General features: G+C 62.3%; 22 protein-coding genes. 16 read left to right on the top strand and 6 right to left on the bottom strand.

Annotation, left to right across the window (positions count from 1 at the left end; all coding sequences use genetic code 11):
* Nucleotides 1-18 precede the first annotated feature (18 nt).
* Both MOP87_RS15070 and MOP87_RS15075 read left to right on the top strand, forming a co-directional pair.
* The gene (locus tag MOP87_RS15070) at nt 19-1,317 is read left to right on the top strand and encodes a serine/threonine protein kinase (RefSeq protein ID WP_027915797.1); all 1,299 of its coding nucleotides are present in this window, start codon (nt 19-21) and stop codon (nt 1,315-1,317) included.
* Nucleotides 1,310-2,137: a VacJ family lipoprotein gene (locus tag MOP87_RS15075; RefSeq protein WP_023534883.1), complete on the top strand. Its 828-nt coding sequence runs from the start codon at nt 1,310-1,312 to the stop codon at nt 2,135-2,137. Before MOP87_RS15070 ends, MOP87_RS15075 begins: the two co-directional genes overlap by 8 nt.
* A 42-nt stretch (nt 2,138-2,179) precedes the next feature.
* Here the strand turns inward: MOP87_RS15075 and MOP87_RS15080 are convergent, their stop codons facing one another.
* Nucleotides 2,180-3,115: a lipid A biosynthesis lauroyl acyltransferase gene (locus MOP87_RS15080; protein WP_027915795.1), complete on the bottom strand. Its 936-nt coding sequence runs from the start codon at nt 3,113-3,115 to the stop codon at nt 2,180-2,182.
* A gap of 111 nt (nt 3,116-3,226) precedes the next feature.
* Between MOP87_RS15080 and minC the strand changes: the two genes are divergently transcribed.
* From minC to MOP87_RS15115, 7 genes are all read left to right on the top strand, one after another.
* A complete protein-coding gene (gene minC, locus MOP87_RS15085) occupies nt 3,227-3,985 on the top strand; it encodes a septum site-determining protein MinC (RefSeq protein WP_197874735.1) in 759 nt (252 codons plus the stop codon).
* A 100-nt stretch (nt 3,986-4,085) separates the two neighbouring features.
* Nucleotides 4,086-4,898: a septum site-determining protein MinD gene (gene minD, locus MOP87_RS15090; protein ID WP_012313198.1), complete on the top strand. Its 813-nt coding sequence runs from the start codon at nt 4,086-4,088 to the stop codon at nt 4,896-4,898.
* A 3-nt stretch (nt 4,899-4,901) separates the two neighbouring features.
* Nucleotides 4,902-5,156 (top strand): cell division topological specificity factor MinE, encoded by a 255-nt coding sequence (gene minE, locus MOP87_RS15095; protein WP_009682849.1) that lies wholly within the window; start codon nt 4,902-4,904, stop codon nt 5,154-5,156.
* A 149-nt stretch (nt 5,157-5,305) separates the two neighbouring features.
* Nucleotides 5,306-5,941 (top strand): RluA family pseudouridine synthase, encoded by a 636-nt coding sequence (locus tag MOP87_RS15100; RefSeq protein ID WP_027915793.1) that lies wholly within the window; start codon nt 5,306-5,308, stop codon nt 5,939-5,941.
* Between the two features lie 212 nt (nt 5,942-6,153).
* Nucleotides 6,154-7,443 carry a M18 family aminopeptidase gene (locus MOP87_RS15105; protein WP_027915792.1) on the top strand — a complete coding sequence of 430 codons (1,290 nt, stop codon included), beginning with the start codon at nt 6,154-6,156 and terminating at the stop codon, nt 7,441-7,443.
* Between the two features lie 142 nt (nt 7,444-7,585).
* Complete coding sequence (locus tag MOP87_RS15110) at nt 7,586-7,753, top strand: hypothetical protein (protein ID WP_165919273.1); 168 nt, start codon at nt 7,586-7,588, stop codon at nt 7,751-7,753.
* 44 nt (nt 7,754-7,797) lie between these two features.
* A complete protein-coding gene (locus MOP87_RS15115) occupies nt 7,798-9,951 on the top strand; it encodes a mechanosensitive ion channel family protein (protein ID WP_197874734.1) in 2,154 nt (717 codons plus the stop codon).
* A 53-nt stretch (nt 9,952-10,004) separates the two neighbouring features.
* Here the strand turns inward: MOP87_RS15115 and MOP87_RS15120 are convergent, their stop codons facing one another.
* Complete coding sequence (locus MOP87_RS15120; RefSeq protein ID WP_197874733.1) at nt 10,005-10,718, bottom strand: UTRA domain-containing protein; 714 nt, start codon at nt 10,716-10,718, stop codon at nt 10,005-10,007.
* A 325-nt stretch (nt 10,719-11,043) separates the two neighbouring features.
* Between MOP87_RS15120 and MOP87_RS15125 the strand changes: the two genes are divergently transcribed.
* The 6 genes from MOP87_RS15125 to MOP87_RS15150 all read left to right on the top strand — a co-directional run bounded on the left by MOP87_RS15125 (nt 11,044) and on the right by MOP87_RS15150 (nt 16,339).
* Entirely contained in the window at nt 11,044-12,105 is a 1,062-nt protein-coding gene (locus tag MOP87_RS15125) for an extracellular solute-binding protein (RefSeq protein WP_242809758.1), read from the top strand.
* Between the two features lie 150 nt (nt 12,106-12,255).
* The gene (locus MOP87_RS15130) at nt 12,256-13,062 is read left to right on the top strand and encodes an alkaline phosphatase family protein (RefSeq protein ID WP_027915788.1); all 807 of its coding nucleotides are present in this window, start codon (nt 12,256-12,258) and stop codon (nt 13,060-13,062) included.
* Nucleotides 13,059-13,898: an ABC transporter permease subunit gene (locus MOP87_RS15135; protein WP_028686850.1), complete on the top strand. Its 840-nt coding sequence runs from the start codon at nt 13,059-13,061 to the stop codon at nt 13,896-13,898. The genes MOP87_RS15130 and MOP87_RS15135 overlap by 4 nt, the downstream gene beginning before the upstream one ends.
* Nucleotides 13,888-14,682: an ABC transporter permease gene (locus MOP87_RS15140; protein ID WP_027915786.1), complete on the top strand. Its 795-nt coding sequence runs from the start codon at nt 13,888-13,890 to the stop codon at nt 14,680-14,682. Before MOP87_RS15135 ends, MOP87_RS15140 begins: the two co-directional genes overlap by 11 nt.
* Before the next feature lies 1 nt (nt 14,683).
* Entirely contained in the window at nt 14,684-15,673 is a 990-nt protein-coding gene (locus MOP87_RS15145) for an ABC transporter ATP-binding protein (RefSeq protein WP_027915785.1), read from the top strand.
* Between the two features lie 12 nt (nt 15,674-15,685).
* Nucleotides 15,686-16,339: an HAD family hydrolase gene (locus MOP87_RS15150; RefSeq protein WP_242809760.1), complete on the top strand. Its 654-nt coding sequence runs from the start codon at nt 15,686-15,688 to the stop codon at nt 16,337-16,339.
* A gap of 122 nt (nt 16,340-16,461) precedes the next feature.
* Here the strand turns inward: MOP87_RS15150 and MOP87_RS15155 are convergent, their stop codons facing one another.
* Nucleotides 16,462-17,424 (bottom strand): NAD(P)H-quinone oxidoreductase, encoded by a 963-nt coding sequence (locus MOP87_RS15155; RefSeq protein WP_197874731.1) that lies wholly within the window; start codon nt 17,422-17,424, stop codon nt 16,462-16,464.
* A gap of 143 nt (nt 17,425-17,567) precedes the next feature.
* Here MOP87_RS15155 and MOP87_RS15160 point away from each other — a divergent pair, with 143 nt between their 5' ends.
* A complete protein-coding gene (locus MOP87_RS15160) occupies nt 17,568-19,649 on the top strand; it encodes a carboxy terminal-processing peptidase (protein ID WP_168199520.1) in 2,082 nt (693 codons plus the stop codon).
* Nucleotides 19,650-19,797: 148 nt separating this feature from the next.
* Here the strand turns inward: MOP87_RS15160 and MOP87_RS15165 are convergent, their stop codons facing one another.
* The 3 genes from MOP87_RS15165 to MOP87_RS15175 all read right to left on the bottom strand — a co-directional run bounded on the left by MOP87_RS15165 (nt 19,798) and on the right by MOP87_RS15175 (nt 21,071).
* Nucleotides 19,798-20,166: a hypothetical protein gene (locus tag MOP87_RS15165; RefSeq protein WP_027915781.1), complete on the bottom strand. Its 369-nt coding sequence runs from the start codon at nt 20,164-20,166 to the stop codon at nt 19,798-19,800.
* Nucleotides 20,163-20,504, bottom strand: a complete 342-nt coding sequence (locus MOP87_RS15170) for a helix-turn-helix transcriptional regulator (RefSeq protein WP_027915780.1) — start codon at nt 20,502-20,504, stop codon at nt 20,163-20,165. Before MOP87_RS15170 ends, MOP87_RS15165 begins: the two co-directional genes overlap by 4 nt.
* 126 nt (nt 20,505-20,630) lie before the next feature.
* Nucleotides 20,631-21,071, bottom strand: a complete 441-nt coding sequence (locus MOP87_RS15175; RefSeq protein ID WP_027915779.1) for a YkvA family protein — start codon at nt 21,069-21,071, stop codon at nt 20,631-20,633.
* Between the last annotated feature and the right edge of the window lie 60 nt (nt 21,072-21,131).

Genomic DNA, 21,131 nt, shown 5'->3' on the forward strand with positions numbered 1-21,131 from the left:
GTTCTTTTGGGGGATTACATGCTTCGTTCTTTGCGCCTCGCTGCCGTTCTCGGCAGCCTGCTCATGGCTGTGGCCGCTTCTGCGCGGGATATCGACGCCGCGAGCTATGGCTACCCCCTGACCAACCCGTTCGAGGCGACCATCGCCACGACGCCGCCGGACCAGCGCCCGATGCTGCCCAGCGATGACGAGATCGACCAGTCCGACTACAGCCTCACCTTGCGCCCGGAGCGTGAATTCACGCTGCCGGACAACTTCTGGGCGGTCAAGAAACTCAAGTACCGCATGGCCCAGCAGGACCACGCTGCACCCTTGATCTTCATCATTGCCGGCACCGGTGCGTCCTACAGCAGCAGCATCAACGAATACCTGAAAAAGCTGTACTACAAGGCCGGCTTCCACGTGGTGCAGCTGTCCTCGCCCACCAGCTACGATTTCATCAGCGCCGCGTCTCGCTTCGCCACGCCCGGCATCAGCCAGGATGACGCCGAGGACATGTACCGGGTGATGCAATCGGTCCGCGCCCAGCACCCTCGCCTGCCGGTGACCGAGTTCTACCTGACCGGCTACAGCCTGGGCGCGCTCGATGCGGCCTTCGTCAGCCACCTGGACGAAACCCGGCGCAGCTTCAACTTCAAGCGTGTGCTGCTGCTCAACCCACCCGTGAACCTCTACACCTCGATCAACAACCTGGACAAGCTGGTGCAGACCCAAGTCAAGGGGATCGACCGCAGCACCACGTTCTATGAGCTGATGCTGGAAAAACTCACGCGCTACTTCCAGGAAAAGGGGTTCATCGACCTCAACGAAGCGCTCTTGTACGACTTCCAGCAGTCGCGCCAGCACCTGTCCAACGAGCAGATGGCCATGCTCATCGGCACCTCGTTCCGCTTCTCGGCCGCCGATATCGCCTTCACCTCCGACCTGATCAACCGCCGCGGCCTGATCATCCCGCCGAAGGTCAAGATCACCGAAGGCACGAGCCTGACGCCCTACTTCAAGCGTGCCTTGCAGTGCGATTTCGACTGTTACATGAGCGAACAGGTAATCCCGATGTGGCGTGCCCGCACCGGCGGGGGCACCATCCTGGAGCTGACCAACCAGGTCAGCCTGTACGCCCTGGCCGATTACCTGCAAAACAGCCCCAAGATCGCCGTGATGCACAATGCCGACGACGTCATTCTCGGCCCTGGCGATATCGGGTTCCTGCGCAAGGTATTCGGTGATCGCCTGACCCTTTATCCCCATGGTGGCCATTGCGGCAACATCAACTACCGCGTCAACAGTGACGCCATGCTGGAGTTCTTCCGTGGTTAACAAACTGCTCTTTGCCACGGCCCTGCTTGCCGCAGGCCATACCCTGGCCGCCGAGACCGCTCCCCGAGCCAGCGTCATCGAGGCTGATCCGCAGGTGATCGGTACCGCCCCGCTGGCACCGGAAGCCGATGGCTTCCTCGACCCGCTGCGCGAGTTGAAATTCAACCCGGGCCTGGACCAGCGTGAGTTCGAGCGCTCGACCCTCGAAGCGCTGAACGTCTACGACCCGCTCGAGTCGATGAACCGCCGCATCTATCACTTCAACTACCGCCTGGACCAATGGGTGCTGCTGCCGCTGGTCAATGGCTACCAGTACGTCACCCCGCGTTTTCTGCGCAGTGGCGTGACCAACTTCTTCAACAACCTGGGGGACGTGCCCAACCTGTTCAACAGCGTGCTGCAGCTCAAGGCCAAACGCTCGGCCGAGATCACAGCGCGGCTGATGTTCAACACGATCATCGGGGTAGGCGGTTTGTGGGACCCGGCGACCAAGATGGGCCTGCCGCGCCAGAGCGAGGATTTCGGCCAGACCTTGGGCTTCTATGGCGTACCGGCAGGCCCGTACCTGATGCTGCCGCTGTTGGGCCCTTCGAACCTGCGCGACACCGCCGGGCTGGTGGTGGATTATTCCGGCGAGCAGGCGATCAATTACCTGGACATGGCCAAAGTCAGCCGCGAGCACCCGGAGTTCTTCGGCCTGCGGGTCATCGACAAGCGCTACACCACCAACTTCCGCTACGGGCAGATGAACTCACCGTTCGAGTATGAAAAGGTGCGCTACGTCTACACCCAGTCGCGCAAGCTGCAGATCGCCGAGTGAGCCGGCAGCGCCACTGCCATTACGGCAGCGGCGCACTCGCTTTCAACGCCCTTTCTTTTCGTACAGCCTTGGGGCCCCGTCCGGTCGGGACTTGAACCGGCGGTGTGCCCACAAGTACTGCTCGGGGCATTCGCGCAGTACCTGCTCGACCCATTGATTGATTCGCAGGCAATCAGCCTCTTCGCTCTCACCGGGGAAATCGCTCAGTGGGGGATGAATCACCAACCGATAACCGCTGCCGTCTTCGAGTCGCTTCTGCGTGAAGGGAATGACCTGGGCGCGGCCCAGGCGCGCAAACTTGGTGGTGGCCGTGACCGTGGCTGCCGGGATCCCGAACAAGGGCACGAACAGGCTTTGCTTGGCGCCGTAGTCCTGGTCGGGTGCGTACCAGATTGCGCGGCCGGCGCGCAGCAGCTTGAGCATGCCCCTGACATCCTCGCGTTCGACGGCCAGTGAGTCCAGGTTGTGCCGTTCGCGTCCGCTGCGCTGGATGAAATCGAACAGGGCATTGCCATGTTCGCGGTACATGCCATCGATGGTGTGACGCTGGCCGAGCAAGGCCGCACCGATTTCCAGGGTAGTGAAGTGCACCGCCATCAGGATTGCGCCCTGCCCCGCCTGCTGGGCGGCCTGCAAGTGCTCAAGCCCCTCGACATGGGCCAGGCGCGCCAACCGCGTCTTGGGCCACCACCAGCTCATGGCCATTTCGAAGAAGGCGATGCCGGTCGAGGCAAAATTGGCTTTGAGCAGCCGTTGCCGTTCGTCCGCCGACAGCTCGGGGAAGCACAGTTCCAGGTTGCGCGCAGCGATACGCCTGCGTTCACCGGCAAAGCGGTACATGATCGCGCCTAACGCCGCACCCAGCTTGAGCAATGCCCGGTACGGCAGCTGCACCACCAGCCACAGCAGCCCCAGGCCCAGCCACAGGCCCCAGAACTTGGGATGAAGGAAATAGGGACGAAAACGCGGGCGATCCATTGAAGCTTCCAGCAAGACATGGGCCGCGCATTCTACAACGGATCGGCTCATGTTGCGGGCAACCGGTCTTATCGTTATAAGTCAGGGCACTTTTTCCGCAACAAGCCGTCTATGCAGACCATGAGCCCAAACCACACCCCCGACACCCCCTCCGTGTTCCAGCTCAAGGGCAGCATGCTTGCCATTACCGTTCTGGAACTGGCGCGCAACGACCTTGAAGCCCTCGATCGCCAGTTGGCGGCCAAAGTGGCGCAAGCGCCGAACTTCTTCAGTAACACGCCGTTGGTGCTGGCGCTGGACAAGCTGCCGGCCGGCGAAGGCGCGGTCGACTTGCCTGGTTTGATGCGGATTTGCCGCCACCATGGCCTGCGGACCCTGGCCATCCGCGCCAGCCGCATCGAGGACATTGCCGCGGCCATCGCCATCGATCTGCCAGTGCTGCCCCCGTCCGGCGCCCGCGAGCGGCCACTGGAACCCGAGCCCGAGGCCAAGAAACCCGAGCCGGCCCCTGCCCCGCCACCGGTACTCGAACCTGAGGTGCGCCCCACGCGCATCATCACCGCTCCGGTACGTGGCGGCCAGCAGATCTATGCCCAAGGGGGGGACCTGGTGGTCACCGCCTCGGTCAGCCCGGGTGCGGAACTTCTTGCCGATGGCAACATCCATGTGTACGGCGCCATGCGTGGCCGTGCCCTGGCAGGTATCAAGGGCAATACCAAGGCGCGTATCTTCTGCCAGCAGATGACCGCCGAAATGGTCTCCATTGCCGGCCAGTACAAAGTGTGCGAAGACTTGCGCCGCGATCCTTTGTGGGGGGCGGGCGTACAAGTCAGCCTGTCTGGCGACGTGTTGAACATCACCCGTCTTTAACGGATACTTGCCAGCATTTTTAGAGCAACTTTTTTATCGTTGCCGTTATTTCAGTTATTTGCAGGGACTTGCGTCCCGATCATTTTAGGGGTGAAACACCTTGGCCAAGATTCTCGTGGTTACTTCCGGCAAAGGGGGTGTGGGCAAGACCACCACCAGCGCCGCCATCGGTACCGGCCTCGCACTGCGTGGCCACAAGACGGTTATCGTCGACTTCGACGTGGGCCTGCGTAACCTCGACCTGATCATGGGCTGCGAACGCCGCGTGGTGTACGACTTCGTCAACGTGGTCAATGGCGAAGCCAACCTGCAGCAAGCCCTGATCAAGGACAAGCGCCTGGAAAACCTGTACGTGCTGGCGGCCAGCCAGACCCGTGACAAGGACGCGCTTACTCAGGAAGGCGTCGAGAAAGTCCTGATGGACCTCAAGGAGCAGTTCGAGTACGTGATCTGCGACTCGCCGGCCGGTATCGAGAAAGGTGCCCACCTGGCCATGTATTTCGCCGACGAGGCCATCGTGGTCACCAACCCCGAAGTGTCTTCGGTCCGTGACTCCGACCGCATGCTGGGCATCCTGTCGAGCAAGTCGCGCCGCTCGGAAAACGGCGAGGAGCCGATCAAGGAGCACCTGTTGATCACTCGCTACCACCCCGAGCGCGTCGTCAAGGGCGAAATGCTGAGCGTGGCCGACGTGGAAGAGATTCTCTCGATCAAGCTCAAGGGCGTGATTCCCGAATCGCAGGCGGTGCTCAAGGCATCCAACCAGGGTATCCCGGTCATTCTCGATGACCAGAGCGATGCCGGCCAGGCGTACAGTGACGCAGTCGACCGCCTGCTGGGCAAAGAGAAGCCGATGCGCTTCATCGATGTACAGAAGAAGGGATTCTTCGAGCGCATTTTCGGGAGCAAATAAACCATGAACCTTTTTGACTTCTTTCGTGGCAGACAGAAACAGACCAGCGCGTCGGTGGCGAAAGAGCGTCTACAGATCATCGTGGCGCACGAGCGCGGACAACGCAGCGAACCGGACTATCTGCCCGAGTTGCAGAAGGAACTGCTGGAAGTGATTCGCAAGTATGTGAACATCGGCAATGACGATGTGCATATCGAGCTGGAAAACCAGGGCAGCTGCTCCATTCTGGAGCTGAACATCACCCTGCCGGATCGCTGATCCGGCCAAGAGCCGGAGCTGCGCTGCAGCCCATTCGCGGCACGAGGCCGCTTCGACAAGGGATCGCGTTCCTCTGTCGGAGCGGCCTTGCCGCGTATGGGTTGCAGCACAGCCCCGCTTTTTTCTCCCGATTCAACAGAGACCACGCAATGCCGCTGTCCACCCTCCAGATCCTTCACGAAGACGCCGCCATCCTGGTGATCAACAAGCCGACGCTGCTGCTGTCGGTCCCGGGCAGAGCTGACGACAACAAGGATTGCCTGATCACCCGCCTTCAGGAAAACGGCTATCCCGATGCGCTGATCGTGCATCGCCTGGACTGGGAAACGTCGGGCATCATCCTGCTGGCCCGCGATGCCGACAGCCACCGCGAGCTATCGCGCCAGTTCCATGACCGGGAAACCGAAAAGGCCTACACCGCTCTGTGTTGGGGGCAGCCGGCCCTGGACAGCGGCAGCATCGACCTGCCACTGCGGTATGACCCACCTACCAAGCCACGCCACGTCGTGGATCATGAACAAGGCAAGCATGCGCTGACGTTCTGGCGGGTGGTGGAACGTTGCGGCGAGTATTGCCGTGTGGAGCTGACGCCGATCACAGGGCGCTCGCACCAACTGCGTGTGCACATGCTATCGATCGGCCACCCGCTGCTGGGTGATCGGCTGTATGCCAACCCCCAGGCCTTGGCCGCCCACGAGCGGCTGTGCCTGCATGCATCGATGCTCAGCTTTACCCACCCGGTGTCCGGTGAACGCCTCAGATTCGAGTGCCCGGCACCGTTTTGATGGGGTGTGGCTGTGGCTAGCAGTCCACGAGCGCTGCTGGCCCTGCCCTGACGAGCTGTAATGCAGGCCGAAGCGCTGGGGCCGCAGTGCGGCCTGGAGCCTGCGCTATACCTGCGCAACCACTGTCGCCTGGCCAACCGCACAACCCACAGCCCGACACCGCTCGGCGACTCAATACGCTAAACTCGCGCCACTGCTGTCTGGAGTGAACTATGCGCGATGTACTCAATGCAGGCCTGATCGATTTTCTGAAGGCCTCCCCTACCCCCTTCCACGCTACTGCCAGCCTGGCCCTGCGCCTGGAGGCCGCTGGCTACCAGCGCCTGGACGAACGCGAGAGCTGGTCCGTCGTGTCGGGCGGGCGCTATTACGTCACCCGCAACGATTCCTCGATCATCGCGATCAAGATGGGCAGGCAGGCGCCGCTGCTCAACGGCATCCGCATGGTCGGCGCCCACACCGATAGCCCCTGCCTGCGGGTCAAGCCGCAGCCGGAACTGCAGCGCCAGGGCTTCTTGCAACTGGGCGTGGAAGTGTATGGCGGTGCCCTGCTGGCGCCGTGGTTCGACCGCGACCTGTCGCTGGCGGGGCGGGTCACCTACCGCCGTGACGGCAAGGTGGAAAGCCAGCTGATCGACTTCAAGTTGCCGATCGCCGTCATCCCCAACCTGGCCATCCACCTCAACCGTACCGCCAACGATGGCTGGCATATCAACCCGCAGACCGAACTGCCACCGATCCTGGCCCAGGTGGCCGGTGACGAGCGCATCGACTTTCGCGCCCTGCTGACCGAGCAACTGGCACGCGAGCACCAACTCAACGCCGACGTGGTACTGGACTACGAGCTGAGTTTCTACGACACCCAGGACGCCGCGCAGATCGGGCTCAATGGCGACTTCATTGCCGGCGCCCGCCTGGACAACCTGCTGTCGTGCTACGCCGGGCTGCAGGCCCTGCTGGCCGCTGACAGCGATGAAACCTGCATCCTGGTGTGCAATGACCACGAGGAAGTCGGCAGCAGCTCGGCCTGCGGCGCCGACGGGCCGATGCTCGAGCAGACGTTGCAGCGCCTGTTGCCCGACGGTGACGCCTACGTGCGTACCATCCAGCGCTCGTTGATGGTCTCGGCCGACAATGCCCATGGCGTGCATCCGAACTACGCCGACAAGCACGACGGCAACCACGGCCCGAAACTCAACGCAGGGCCGGTGATCAAGGTGAACAACAACCAGCGCTATGCCACCAACAGCGAAACCGCCGGCTTCTTCCGCCACTTGTGCATGGCCGAAGAAGTACCTGTGCAGAGCTTCGTGGTACGCAGCGACATGGGCTGTGGCTCGACCATAGGGCCCATTGCGGCCAGTCACCTTGGCGTGCGGACGGTCGACATCGGGCTGCCGACCTTCGCCATGCACTCCATCCGCGAGCTGTGCGGCAGCCATGACCTGGCGCACTTGGTGAAGGTCCTGACAGCGTTCTACCGCAGCCACGACTTGCCGTGAGCCACGCGGGGCGCCGGGGTGCTACACACCCGGCGCCAACAGGCCGCGCTGCTGCACATGGCCGACGAGTCCGCTTCCAGCAGGCCAGGCCGGGGGTTAGCGACTATGCTAAAGGCATGTCTCACTGCAAAGGACTGTCGCCATGTCACCCTTCCTGGCCCTGCTGATTCCCGTCTGCGCATCGCTGTTGTTGCTGACCCTCGGGTTCGGCCTGCGCGAGCGCGATGTTGGCGTGCTGATGATGTGGGTGGGCACCCTGGGCATCTTCGGCCTGACCTGCTGGAAGATCCTGGAGAAACTGCCGTCATAAACCTCTACACTCGGGCAATCGTTTGACCTGAGGTAGATCTGCCCGTGCCTGCCCTTCTGCGTTACCTGTTTGTTGTGCTGTTGCTGTTCGTAGGTTCTGCACACGCAGCAGGCCTGCCCGGCCTTCTGGGTTCCAGTGCCCCCGTCCAGCCCGAGGCTTCCGAGCCGCTGGGCAAATCCCTGGACGAGGTGATCAAGAGCCTGGAGAACGACCAGCAGCGTGCCAAACTCCTGGCCGACCTGAAAAAGCTGCGCGACGCTACGCAAAAGTCGCAACCGAGCGTTGAGCAAGGCGTGCTCGGCTTGATCGGTGGCGCCCTGCACGATTTCGAAAAGCAGTTCACCGGGGAAGCCAACCCGTTCCAGCGCTGGGGCATGGAAATCGACCAGGCCCAGGAAGAACTGGCGGCCTTGATGGTACCCGTTCATCAATGGCCCGCGATCCTGTTCGGCTTTGCTGCGGTAATCGCGGTGTGGAGCGTACTGGCGTTCGCGTTCAACTGGGTGGGCCACCGGGTCCGCCTGCGGTTCGGCCTGAGCGAAGAACTGCCCCAGCATCCTCGCACCTGGGACCTGGTCCGCTTCGCCCTGCGCAAGCTGGGCCCCTGGTTGGTCGCGCTGGTGTTCACGGTGTACCTGAGCTTCGTACTGCCCCCGTCGCTGGGTAAATCGCTGGCCATGGTGCTGGCGTATGCCCTGGTGGTCGGCACCTGCTTCTCGGCCATCTGCGTGATCGCGTTTTCCCTGCTGGACGGCCCGCACCGCCACCGGGCATTGCACATCCTGCGCCACCGTGCATTCCGGCCCTTGTGGCTGATCGGCAGCTTTGCCGCCTTCGGCGAGGCCATGAGCGACCCGCGCCTCACCGCTGCGCTGGGCATACACCTGGCCCATGGGGTGGCAACCCTGGCCAACGTCGTCGCCGCAGTGTGCACCGGCCTGTTCATCCTGCGTTTTCGCCGGCCGATTGCCCACCTGATTCGCAATCAACCCCTGTCGCGCCGCCTGACGCGACGAACCCTGAGCGACACCATCGAGATCCTGGGCAGTTTCTGGTTCATTCCGGCGCTGATTCTGGTGGCCATCTCGCTGTTCGCCACTTTCGTTTCGGCCGGTGATACCAGCACGGCGCTTCGCCAGTCACTGATGTGCACGGTGCTGGTGGTGGTGTGCATGGTGCTCAATGGCCTGGTGCGCCGCCACGCTGCCAACCCCAAGCGCGCCGGCAAGCGCCATGCGGTGTACGCCGAGCGGCTGCGCAACTTTGGCTACTTGTTGGTCCACCTGTTCATCTGGCTGGTGTTCATCGAACTGGGTCTTCGGGTATGGGGGCTGTCGATGATCAGCTTCGCCGAAGGCGATGGGCATGACATCAGCCTGCGCCTGATGGGCCTGGCAGGGACGCTGATTGTCGCGTGGCTGGTGTGGATCCTGGCGGACACGGCGGTACACCATGCGCTGGTCCGCTCGCGCCGCGGCATGGCCAACGCCCGGGCGCAGACCATGATGCCGTTGATCCGCAACGTGATGTTCGTGTTCATCTTCATCATCGCGGTGATCGTCGCCCTGGCCAACATGGGCATGAACGTGACGCCGCTGCTGGCCGGTGCCGGTGTCATCGGCCTGGCGATCGGCTTCGGCGCCCAGTCGCTGGTGGCCGACCTGATCACCGGGCTGTTCATCATCATCGAGGACTCCCTGGCCATCGACGACTACGTGGATGTCGGCGGCCACCTGGGTACGGTGGAAGGCCTGACCATCCGCACCGTGCGTCTGCGGGACATCGATGGCATCGTGCACACCATTCCTTTCAGCGAAATCAAGAGCATCAAGAACTACTCCCGCGAATTCGGCTATGCGATCTTCCGCGTGGCGATCCCCTACAACATGAACATCGACCAGGCGATCACACTGGTGCGCGAGGTCGGTCAGAAGCTGCGCAGCGATCCGCTGATGCGCCGCAACATCTGGTCGCCGCTGGAACTGCAAGGGGTGGAGAGCTTCGAGTCGGGTTCAGCGGTGTTGCGGGCACGCTTCAAGACGGCGCCGATCAAGCAGTGGGAAGTATCGCGGGCCTTCAACCTGGCACTCAAGCGCCAGCTCGACGAAGCCGGGCTGGACTTGGCAACGCCCAGGTTGTCGGTGCAGGTGGTAACGGCCGGCGCAGGCGCCATGACACAAACCGAGCCGTCCGGTTGAAGCCGGTTGGCCATGGATCGCGTCCTCGCTGGCGCCCTCAAGAGGCCGCCCGGCTAGCCTGCCTGTGCCCTGATGCAGATGGCGTCATGGCGCCAGTATTCAAGGTCGCAGTCGATCAGTTGCCCCTGCTGGTCGCTGTTGACCCGGGTGATTTGCAGCCCAGGGCTGCCTGCTGACACCTTCAACGCACCGGCCGCCTGCACGGGCAATGCGGTGGGCAGGATCTCGAAGCACACCTGCCCGTAGTGCAGACCGTACTGGCGCGCGTAGATTTCGGTCAATGACTGGGCCAGGTCGTGCTCGAGGATGGCCGGAAAGTAACGCGGGTTGAGGTAGTGCTCGGCGTACAGCACCGCCCTGCCGTCGATGCGCCTGAGCCTGCAGATGCGCACCACACTGGACAACGCCGGCAGTTGCAACCGCGCGCAAATGGCCGCCGACGCCGGCTGCAGCCGAGCCGACAGCAACTCGGTACTGGCGCCCCGCCCCTGCTCACGCACCATTGCATGAAAGTGGCTGCGCGCGATGAGGTCATAGCTCAAGCGTTCGGGGGCGACGAACCAGCCCCGCCGCTCCTCGCGATAGATCAACCCCCTTGCCTCCAACTGCACCAACGCTTCGCGCAGGGTGATGCGCGTGGTGGCGAAGAGTTCGCTGAGCCGGCGTTCGGCAGGCAGCTTGCCGCCAGGCGCCAAAAGGCCGTGTTCGATCTGCTCCTCAAGGGCGTTACAGATGGCTGTTACCGCGCGCGGTGGCATCGGCTGCATCAAAGGTTACCTATCTGGACTAGGCCAGCCCCACTACAGGGCACGGGGCACTGGATACAAGCCTAGGCAGGGCTGATGAACATCCCGTGACAAGACTGCCCGGCTGGTGCTGCCAGAAACGGGCCAGGCCTTGTGAAGCCCGGCTCGCAGGTGGTCTACGCTGTATTGCCAGAGGCCGCGATCAGGCAGCTGGACCTGGGGCTACATCAAATTGTCACGCTACCGGCCTACCTTGGCTCAAGGTTTGCTGACCTAGACCAAGGCTGCAGACAACGGCTTCATACACAACAGCGTTCGGTCGATGCACCCACCCAAGGAGCTACGGATGAAAAAGTTGTTCATGGCGTCACTGCTCGGTTCGGCAATCGCGTTCTGCACGTCGGCCATGGCCGCAGATGACCTCAAGGCACTGGAGGATGCCGCCCGCAAGGAAGGCATGGTCAACAGCGTGGGCATGCCCGACGCCTGGGCCAACTGGAAGGACACCTGGCAGGACCTGGCCAGCAAGTACGGGCTCAAGCACAGCGACACCGACATGAGTTCGGCGCAGGAAATCGCCAAGTTCGAGGCGGAGAAAGACAACGCCAGTGCCGACATCGGCGATGTGGGCGCAGCGTTCGGACCCATCGCCATCGCCAAGGGCGTAAGCCAGCCGTACAAGCCAAGCACCTGGGACCAGGTGCCAGAGTGGGCCAAGGACAAGGACGGCCATTGGGCGCTGGCCTACACCGGCACCATCGCGTTCATCATCAACAAGGACCTGATCAAGGAGTCAGAGCGGCCCAAGACCTGGCACGACCTGGAGCGCGGCACGTACAAGGTGGCCATCGGTGATGTCGGCACCGCCGCCCAGGCCGCCAATGGTGTGCTGGCCGCCGCCATCGCCTACAAGGGCGATGAGAGCAACGTGGCCCCAGGCCTGCAACTGTTCACCAAGCTGGCCCAGCAAAAGCGCCTTTCTCTGGCTAACCCGACCATCCAGACCCTGGAAAAGGGCGAGGTGGAAGTGGGCGTGGTCTGGGACTTCAATGGCTTGAGCTACCGCGATCAGATCGACCCCAAGCGCTTCGAAGTGCTGATCCCATCGGACGGCTCGATCACCTCGGGCTACACCACCATCATCAACAAGTACGCAAAACACCCCAATGCCGCGAAGCTGACGCGTGAATACATCTTCAGCGATGCCGGGCAGATCAACTTGGCCAAGGGGCATGCACGCCCGATCCGCGCCGAGCACCTGAAGTTGCCGGAAGATGTGCAGGCCAAATTGCTGCCCAACGAGCAATATGCGCCTGCGCAGCCGATCAAGAACGCCGAGGTGTGGGAAGCGACCTCCAAGAAGCTGCCGCAGATGTGGCAGGAGCAGGTGATCATCGAGATGGAATGAGGCATGCAGACGGGCCTGCCAGCTGCCACGCTGGCCGTCCCGCCTGTATGGCAGCCCCAGCGAGCCGGCGTCGCGCCAGCAGTAACTCCCCGGCGCGGCGCCGCGCAATGCGAGCGCCCCCTTCCCCGATGGTTTTTTGCGGAGTCATCAATGAGCCACAACGTCATCCTGGTGCTGTTGGACGGGCTGAACTATCAGGTTGCCCACCACGCCATGGGCCACTTGCACGCCTATGTCGAGGCCGACCGCGCCGCGCTTTACCGCATGGAGTGCGAGTTGCCGTCGCTGTCCCGTCCGCTGTACGAGTGCATTCTCACGGGTGTGCCCCCTATCGACAGCGGCATCGTGCACAACAACGTCAACCGGCTTTCCAACCAGCGCAGCGTGTTCCACTACGCCCGCGAGGCCAACCTGGGCACGGCAGCGGCGGCCTATCACTGGATGAGCGAGCTCTACAACCGCTCCCCGTTCGACCCCCAGCGTGACCGGCATACCCATGCCCCCAAGTTGCCCATCCAGCACGGGTTGTTCTACTGGGACGATCGCTACCCCGATTCACACCTGCTGGCGGACGGCGAATACCTGCGCCGGCGCCATGCGCCCAACTTCCTGCTGGTGCACCCGATGAGCATCGACGATGTGGGCCACCACCATGGGCTGGACAGCAGCCAATACCGCAATGCTGCCCGCAGCGCGGACATCCTGCTGGCCGATTACCTGCCCAGGTGGCTCGACGAGGGCTATCAAGTGCTGGTGACCGCCGACCATGGCATGAACAACGATCGCTCGCACAACGGGCTGCTGGCCGAAGAGCGCGAAGTACCCCTGTTCGTGTTCGGCGCAGCCTTCAGCCTCGACCCATCGGCCAAGCCACTGCAGACCGACCTGTGCGGGACCATCTGTGAGTTGCTTGGCGCCGCTCACGACAAATCGGTCTGCCGGGAGTTGCTCAAATGAGCCAATCGCCTCGTGGCCGTTACCTGGCGTTGCTGTGCCTGGTGCCCTTCGCTGCCGTTTTCGTGATCTTCCAGATCGCCCCGCTGGCCTGGGTGGCGCTGAGCAGCCTGCAGTCGGAGGCGGGTTGGGGCATGGACAACTTCAGCAAGGTGTTCGCCTCCAAGTTCTACCTGCAAGCCCTGCAACGCAGCCTGGAGATCAGCTTCTGGTCCAGCCTGTTCGGCATCATCATCGCGACCCTGGGCGCCTATTCGCTGCGTCAGGTGGACTCGCGGCTACGCGACTTCGTCAGTGCCTTTGCCAACATGACCAGCAATTTTGCCGGCGTGCCGCTGGCGTTCGCGTTCATCATCCTGCTCGGCTTCAACGGCGCATTGACCTTGTTGCTCAAGCAGATGGGCCTGCTGGAAGACTTCAGCATCTACTCCAAGAGCGGGCTGATCCTGGTGTACACCTATTTCCAGATCCCCTTGGGTGTCCTGCTGCTGTACCCGGCCTTCGACGCGCTGCGCGAAGACTGGCGCGAGTCGGCTGCGCTGCTGGGCGCCAATCACTGGCAGTTCTGGCGGCACATCGGGCTGCCGGTGCTGGCCCCGGCGCTGCTGGGCACCTTCGTCATCCTGCTGGCCAACGCACTGGGCGCCTACGCCACGGTCTATGCCCTGACCACCGGTAACTTCAACGTACTGCCCATACGCATCGCGGGCCTGGTGGCCGGCGACATCAGCCTCGATCCGAACCTTGCCAGTGCCCTGGCAATGGTGCTGGTAGGGCTGATGACGGTGGTTACCGTGGTGCATCAATGGTTGTTGAAAAGGAGCTACCATGCGCGCTGACCCCAAAGGAGGCGGCTGGTACCACCGCGCCGTGGTCTACCTGCTGTTTCTGATTCTGCTGATGCCACTGGCCGGTACCCTGCTCTACTCCCTGGCCACCAGTTGGTCGGCCACCCTGCTTCCCAGCGGCCTGACCCTGAAGTGGTACGTGGCGTTGTGGAGCGAGCCGCGCTTTCTGGCGGCATTCGGCCAGTCGCTGCTGGTGTGCGTCGGCGCGCTGCTGCTGTCGGTCGTGCTGATCCTGCCACTGCTGTTCGTGGTGCACTATCACTTCCCCCGGCTCGACGCGTTGATGAATGTCCTGATTCTGCTGCCGTTTGCCGTACCACCTGTGGTGTCGTCGGTGGGGTTGCTGCAACTGTATGGCAGTGGGCCGATGGCCATGGTGGGGACACCGTGGATTCTGATCGGCTGCTACTTCACCATCGCCCTGCCCTTCATGTACCGGGCCATCACCAACAACCTGCAGGCCATCAATCTGCGCGACCTGATGGACGCGGCGCAGTTGCTGGGCGCCAGCACCTGGCAGGCGGCTTTGCTGGTGGTACTCCCCAACCTGCGCAAGGGCCTGATGGTGGCCCTGCTGCTGTCGTTCTCGTTCCTGTTCGGGGAATTCGTGTTCGCCAACCTGCTGGTGGGCACGCGCTACGAGACCCTGCAGGTGTACCTCAACAACATGCGCAACAGCAGCGGCCACTTCAACAGTGCGCTGGTGATCTCCTATTTCGCCTTCGTGCTGATCCTGACGTGGGTCGCCAACCGCTTGAACAAGGACAAGACCTGACATGAGCTACGTCAGCGTACGCAACCTGCAAAAAAGCTACGCCGGTAGCCCGGTATTCAGCCAGATCGATTGCCAGATCGAACGGGGCGAGTTCATCACCCTGCTCGGCCCCTCAGGGTGCGGCAAGTCCACGCTGCTGCGCTGCATCGCCGGGCTCACGCCCGTTGACAGCGGGCAGATCCTGCTCGACGGCATCGACATCGTGCCGCAGAGCCCGCAGAAGCGCGGTATCGGCATGGTCTTCCAGAGCTACGCGCTATTTCCCAACATGACGGTGGAGCAGAATGTCGCCTTCGGGCTGCGCATGCAGAAGGTCAGGGGTGATGAAAGCCAGGCACGGGTGCGCGAGGCATTGCAGCTGGTGGAATTGAATGACTTCGCCGCACGTTACCCTCACCAGTTGTCTGGCGGGCAATGCCAGCGCGTCGCCCTGGCCCGCTCCCTGGTCACCCGCCCCCGACTGCTGTTGCTGGACGAGCCGCTTTCGGCGCTCGATGCGCGTATTCGCAAACACCTGCGTGAACAGATCCGCGCCATCCAGAGGGAACTGGGTTTGACCACGATCTTCGTTACCCATGACCAGGAAGAGGCCTTGACGCTGTCAGACCGCATCTTCCTGATGAATCAGGGCCGTATCGTGCAAAGCGGTGATGCAGAGACTCTCTACACGGCCCCGGTGGACCTGTTTGCCGCCGGTTTCATCGGCAATTACAACCTGCTGGACGCCGACAGTGCCAGCCGCCTGCTGCAGCGGCCTGTCACCGGGCGCCTGGCCATACGCCCAGAATCCATCACACTGGGTCTGCACGGCGAACTCGACGCCCAGGTGCGCAGTCACAGCCTGCTGGGCAACGTGATACGTTATCGGGTGCAGGTACGCGAGGTAGAGCTGGTGGTGGATGTGCTCAACCGCTCACCCGCCGACCTGCATGCCGACGGTCAGCGGGTCAGCGTGTCGATAGACCCCAGTGCGCTACGGGAAGTGGCTTAAGGAGATGCATGTATGGCGCTAGCCATTTTCGATCTGGACGAAACCCTGATTCACGGCGACTGCGCGTCACTGTGGAGCGAACACATGGCCCGGCTGGGGTGGGTGGATGGTGACGCGTTCTTGCGCCGTGACCGCGCGCTGATGGAGGCCTACGGCAAAGGCGAGCTGGCGATGGAAGACTACATGGCGTTCAGCCTGGAGCCGATTGCCGGGCGGACCCTGGAAGAGGTCGCACACTTGGTCGAGCCGTGGGTGGAAGATGTCATCGAACCGATCATTTTCGGCGATGCCTGCCGCTGCATCGCCGAACATCGCAAGTGCGGGGACCGGGTGCTGATCATTTCTGCGTCAGGGGTACACCTGGTTGGACCGATTGCTGCACGCCTGGGCGTGGACGAATACCTGGCAATCGACTTGGAGGCCCGCAATGGCGTCTATACCGGAGCTACCCATGGCGTACTCACCTACCAGGAAGGCAAGATCACCCGCTTGATGGCCTGGCTGGACCAGGAGCAGGAAAACCTGGAGGGCGCGAGCTTCTATTCCGACTCGCGCAATGACCTGCCCTTGTTGCTGAAGGTGGATAACCCTTGTGCCGTGAACCCGGACCCGGTGTTGCGCGAGCATGCGCAAGCCCACGGTTGGCCGATCTTGAGCTGGCACTGAACCCGCGTTCGCTGTTCAGTGCCAAGGCTTGCCCTGCCCCCGTGGGCCTGCGTTCACGCAGGCCCGCAGGGACTATGAGGGCGCCATGAGGCCAGTACCCGAGCAGGCAAGCGGGCCCGACACTAGGCCAGGCTCGGGTCGATGATCATGACCAGCTTGCCGGACACCTGGTTGGTCTCGAGTTCGGCGTAGGCTGCCTGGGCGAACTCCACCGGGTAGGTATCGACCAACTGCGGTGACAACCGCCCCTCGGTGAACAGCGGCCAGACTTGCTGGTGCAAGTCACTCAACAGTTCGGCCTTGAATGCATCGTCACGGTTGCGCAAGGTCGAGCCCGTGATCTGCGCCCGCTTGCCCATGACCTGGGCCAAGTCCAGTTCGAACGTGCGTCCACCCATCACGCCGATGATCACCCAGCGCCCGTCGCGGGCCAGCAGCCTGAGGTTCAGCTCGCCATAGCTGGCGCCGACCGGGTCGAGAATCACATCGAATGGGCCGATGGCTTCCAGGTCATCGAGGTTCTGGTTGCGCACCACGCCACCTGACGCACCCAGGGCTTGGCAATACGCCAGTCGCTCGGCCGAGCCGACGCTGACCCAGACGCTGTTGCCGAACGCCTTGCACAGTTGAATGGCAGCCGACCCCACGCCGCTGGCACCGGCGTGCACCAGCACCTTCTCGCCGGCTTTGACGCCGCCCAGCTGGAAGATGTTCAGCCACGCCGTCGCGTAGACCTCCGGCAGGGCTGCCGCTTCATGCAGGCTAAGCCCTTCGGGCACAGGCAGCACGTGCCGCGCATCGACGATCACTTCCTCGGCCATGGCACCGCTGGCCAGCAGTGCGCACACCCTGTCGCCCACCCGCCAGGCTGCCCCGGCCCCCACTTCTGCGATCACGCCGGCACATTCCAGGCCCATGTAGGGGCTGGCGCCGGGCGGCGGCGGATAGAGCCCTTTCATCTGCAGCAAATCGGCACGGTTCAACCCCGCAGCCGCGACCCGGATGCGTACTTGTCCTGCGTCACACGCCGGACGTTCGGCTTCGACCCAGGTGACATGTCCGTCAACGCCTTGCAATGCCTTCACAGTGCCTCCATAGTTGAATCATATGACCGAGCCTGGGCCACCCGTGCCCAGGCTTTTTGCAGTATGCGCCCGGTTTTTATGGAACCGGCGAACGGAAAAGACGGCCTACTATGCGTGATCAATTGCCCCCACGTCGAATCAGCATGAAGCATTTCCTACCCAGCACCGCCCTGGCACTGATGATCGGCCTTGGCAGCCTTACGCTCGGCGGCAATGCGGCGGCCGCCAACAAATGGGACAGCCTGCAACCGGACCGCGACGAAATCGTCGCCAGCCTCAACGTGGTGGAGCTGCTCAAACGCCATCACTACAGCAAGCCGCCCTTGGATGACGCCCGTTCGGTCATCATCTACGACAGCTACATCAAGCTGTTGGACCCGGCGCGCAGCTATTTCACCGCCGCCGACATCGCCGAATTCGACAAGTGGAAGACGCAGTTCGACGACTTCCTCAAAAGCGGCAACCTCGACCCTGGCTTCACCATCTACAAGCGCTACCTGGACCGGGTCAAGCAGCGCCTGGACTTCGCCTTGGCCGAGCTCAACAAGGGCGTGGACAAGATCGACTTCACGGTCAACGAGACCTTGCTGATCGACCGCAAGGACGCGCCTTGGCTCAAGGACCAGGCTGCCCTGGACGACCTGTGGCGTAAACGCGTCAAGGACGAGGTGCTGCGCCAGAAGATTGCTGGCAAAGAGCCCAAGCAGATTCAGGAAACCCTGATCAAGCGCTACAAGAACCAGCTGGCACGCCTGGATCAGACCCGCGCCGAAGACATTTTCCAGGCGTACATCAATACGTTTGCCCAGTCCTACGACCCGCACACCAACTACCTGTCGCCGGACAACGCCGAAAACTTCGACATCAACATGAGCCTGTCGCTCGAAGGGATTGGCGCGGTGCTGCAAAGCGACAACGATCAGGTCAAGATCGTGCGCCTGGTACCGGCGGGGCCTGCGGCCAAGACCAAGCAGGTCGCGCCGGCCGACAAGATCATAGGCGTTGCTCAGGGGAACAAGGAAATGGTCGACGTCGTCGGCTGGCGCCTGGACGAAGTGGTCAAGCTGATTCGCGGCCCCAAGGGCTCGGTGGTACGCCTGGAAATCATCCCGGCGAGTAACGCCCCCAGCGATCAGACCAGCAAGATCGTGTCGATCACGCGTGAAGCGGTCAAGCTCGAAGAGCAGGCGGCCAAGAAGTCCGTGCTCAAACTCAAGCAGGACGGGCGTGACTACAAACTCGGCATTATCGAGATCCCGGCGTTCTACCTGGACTTCAAGGCCTACCGCGCAGGTGATCCGGAGTACAAGAGCACCACGCGTGACGTGAAGAAGCTGCTGACCGAGCTGCAGAAAGAGAAAGTCGACGGCGTGGTCATCGACTTGCGCAACAATGGCGGTGGTTCGCTGCAGGAAGCGACCGAGCTGACCAGCCTGTTCATCGAAAAAGGCCCTACTGTGCTGGTGCGCAATAGCGATGGCCGTGTGGATGTGCTTGAAGATGAAAACCCAGGTGCCTTCTACAAGGGGCCGCTGGCCTTGCTAGTCAACCGCCTGTCCGCCTCGGCATCGGAGATTTTCGCTGGCGCCATGCAGGATTATCATCGCGCGTTGATCATTGGTGGCCAGACCTTCGGCAAGGGCACCGTGCAGACCATTCAGCCACTTAACCATGGCGAGCTCAAGCTGACCCTGGCCAAGTTCTACCGGGTTTCCGGGCAGAGCACCCAGCACCAGGGCGTATTGCCGGACATCGACTACCCGTCGATCATCGACACCAAGGAAATCGGCGAAAGCGCCCTGCCCGAAGCGATGCCATGGGACACCATCCGTCCTGTCGTCAAGCCTGCGGTAGACCCCTTCAAGCCTTACCTGGCCCAGCTCAAGGCTCAGCACCAGGCACGCAGCGACAAGGATGCCGAGTTCATCTACATCCGCGACCGCCTGGCATTGACCCAGAAACTGATGACCGAAAAGACCGTCAGCCTCAATGAGCAAGAGCGTCGGGCGCGTCACGATGAAGTCGAGGCCAAGCAACTGGCTCTGGAAAACATCCGTCGCAAGGCCAAGGGCGAGGAACCGCTCAAGGAGCTGAAGAAAGAAGATGAGGATGCATTGCCGGCCGAGGATGAAGACACCAAGCCGGAAGACGACGCCTACCTGTCGGAAACCGGGCGCATCCTGATCGATTACCTCAGCGCCAGCACCAAGGTGGCTAAGAAGTAAGCGGCAGACCCTGGGGAGGGACGATCCATTCGCCACCTTCCCCTGATGTGTAAAAAAAAGCCGGGCTCATTGATGCCCGGCTTTCTTTTTGGGTCATTGGTAGGAGCGCCTGGAGAAGGGTTGGAGGGCTCAGCGTTGCTGGGTCTGATCAGGCGGGATCGGGATACGTGTATTCGAATACGCGTGCGACTTCAGAGGCATGCCAGGAAGCGGCCTCCATGCCATCGACAGGCCCTGTGAAGCGCCCTAACCGCTCGACGCACTCAAAGAAGCCTGTGCGCGGCAAGCGGCTGGCACCCTGGCTGATCACCAATGAACTGCGCAGGGGTTGTTCGGCACGCGCATCCAGCACTGCCAGGTACTCAAGCGCTGCGGTCAGTGTCTGCATGGCAGGACTTGGCAGTTGCAGGCGCTCGATGAGCGCTCGGTAGGTCAGCAAATGACGTTGCCGTCGGGCCAGATCCAGCTCGCCCAGCAGGTTGTCCCAGTGCTGGCGGCTGATCCTGACCTGACTCATGAAGCCTCGCTCCAGCCAGGCACACCCAGGTGCCAGGCCAGGGCACGGCGAATGGCGGCATCGGGCTCCCGCTCGCCCGACTCGATCATCGCCAGGTAAGCCGGGCTCACCCCCACATTGCGGGCCAGGTGCTCGGCGGCGATGCCTTTGTCCCGGCGTATGGCACCTACTTCGCTAAATGCGGGCAAAGCGGCATGTGAGGCGGCTTCTTCGACAGGTGACTGTACTGGGGTATTCGCTGGGGCCTGCCCTGCTGCCTTGAGCAGCGCCTGGTAGTCTTCCCACGGTACGACGGCATACTCGGGTTGACCGTCGCGGCTGATGACCTGAATATCCATTGCAAAAATCCCTTCGAGAGGACTACTGAAGGTAATCCATTGGCGTGTTTCATGTGCCAATTATATGACCAAGTTCAGGATCTTTGCAGTCGAGCGCCGGCAGGGTTCTACCGTGTCACTGACGCCTCAAGGGATTTCACGCTCCAGACGCAGGTCTTCGGGGGTGGCTGGAAGACGCTCAACTACCTGCAGCCGTTCTGGCGACTGGGTGTCCCGCCAGGCCTTGAAGCGCTCCAGTTCATCGGAAACGGTCTTGAGCACCCACCCCAGCACGGCGATGTCATCCAGAAAACCTACGCCCAGCAACCAGTCCGGGATGGCGTCGATGGGGCTTACGAAATAAAGCAGACCGGCAACGATCGTAATCAAGGCCTTGCGGTTGATCGCCCGGTACTCGCCTCGCCACCATGCCAGGCACAGGGCCTGCATCAACTTCACGTCTTCGCGCAGTTTGCCCAAGCGTGGCCCTTTGCGGGCCACCGCGAACAGCAGCGCCGGCAAGCGCCCACGGCTGAGCAGGCGCTCTGCCAGGGGCAGGAAGCGCGTGAAATTCCAAGGTGCCTTCATAGTGCCTCCAGACGGAAAAGGTTATCCACATTTATTGTGGATAACCTTGTGAACAGGGGG

Source organism: Pseudomonas sp. I3-I5 (assembly GCF_022699445.1).
Classification (GTDB): domain Bacteria; phylum Pseudomonadota; class Gammaproteobacteria; order Pseudomonadales; family Pseudomonadaceae; genus Aquipseudomonas; species Aquipseudomonas fulva.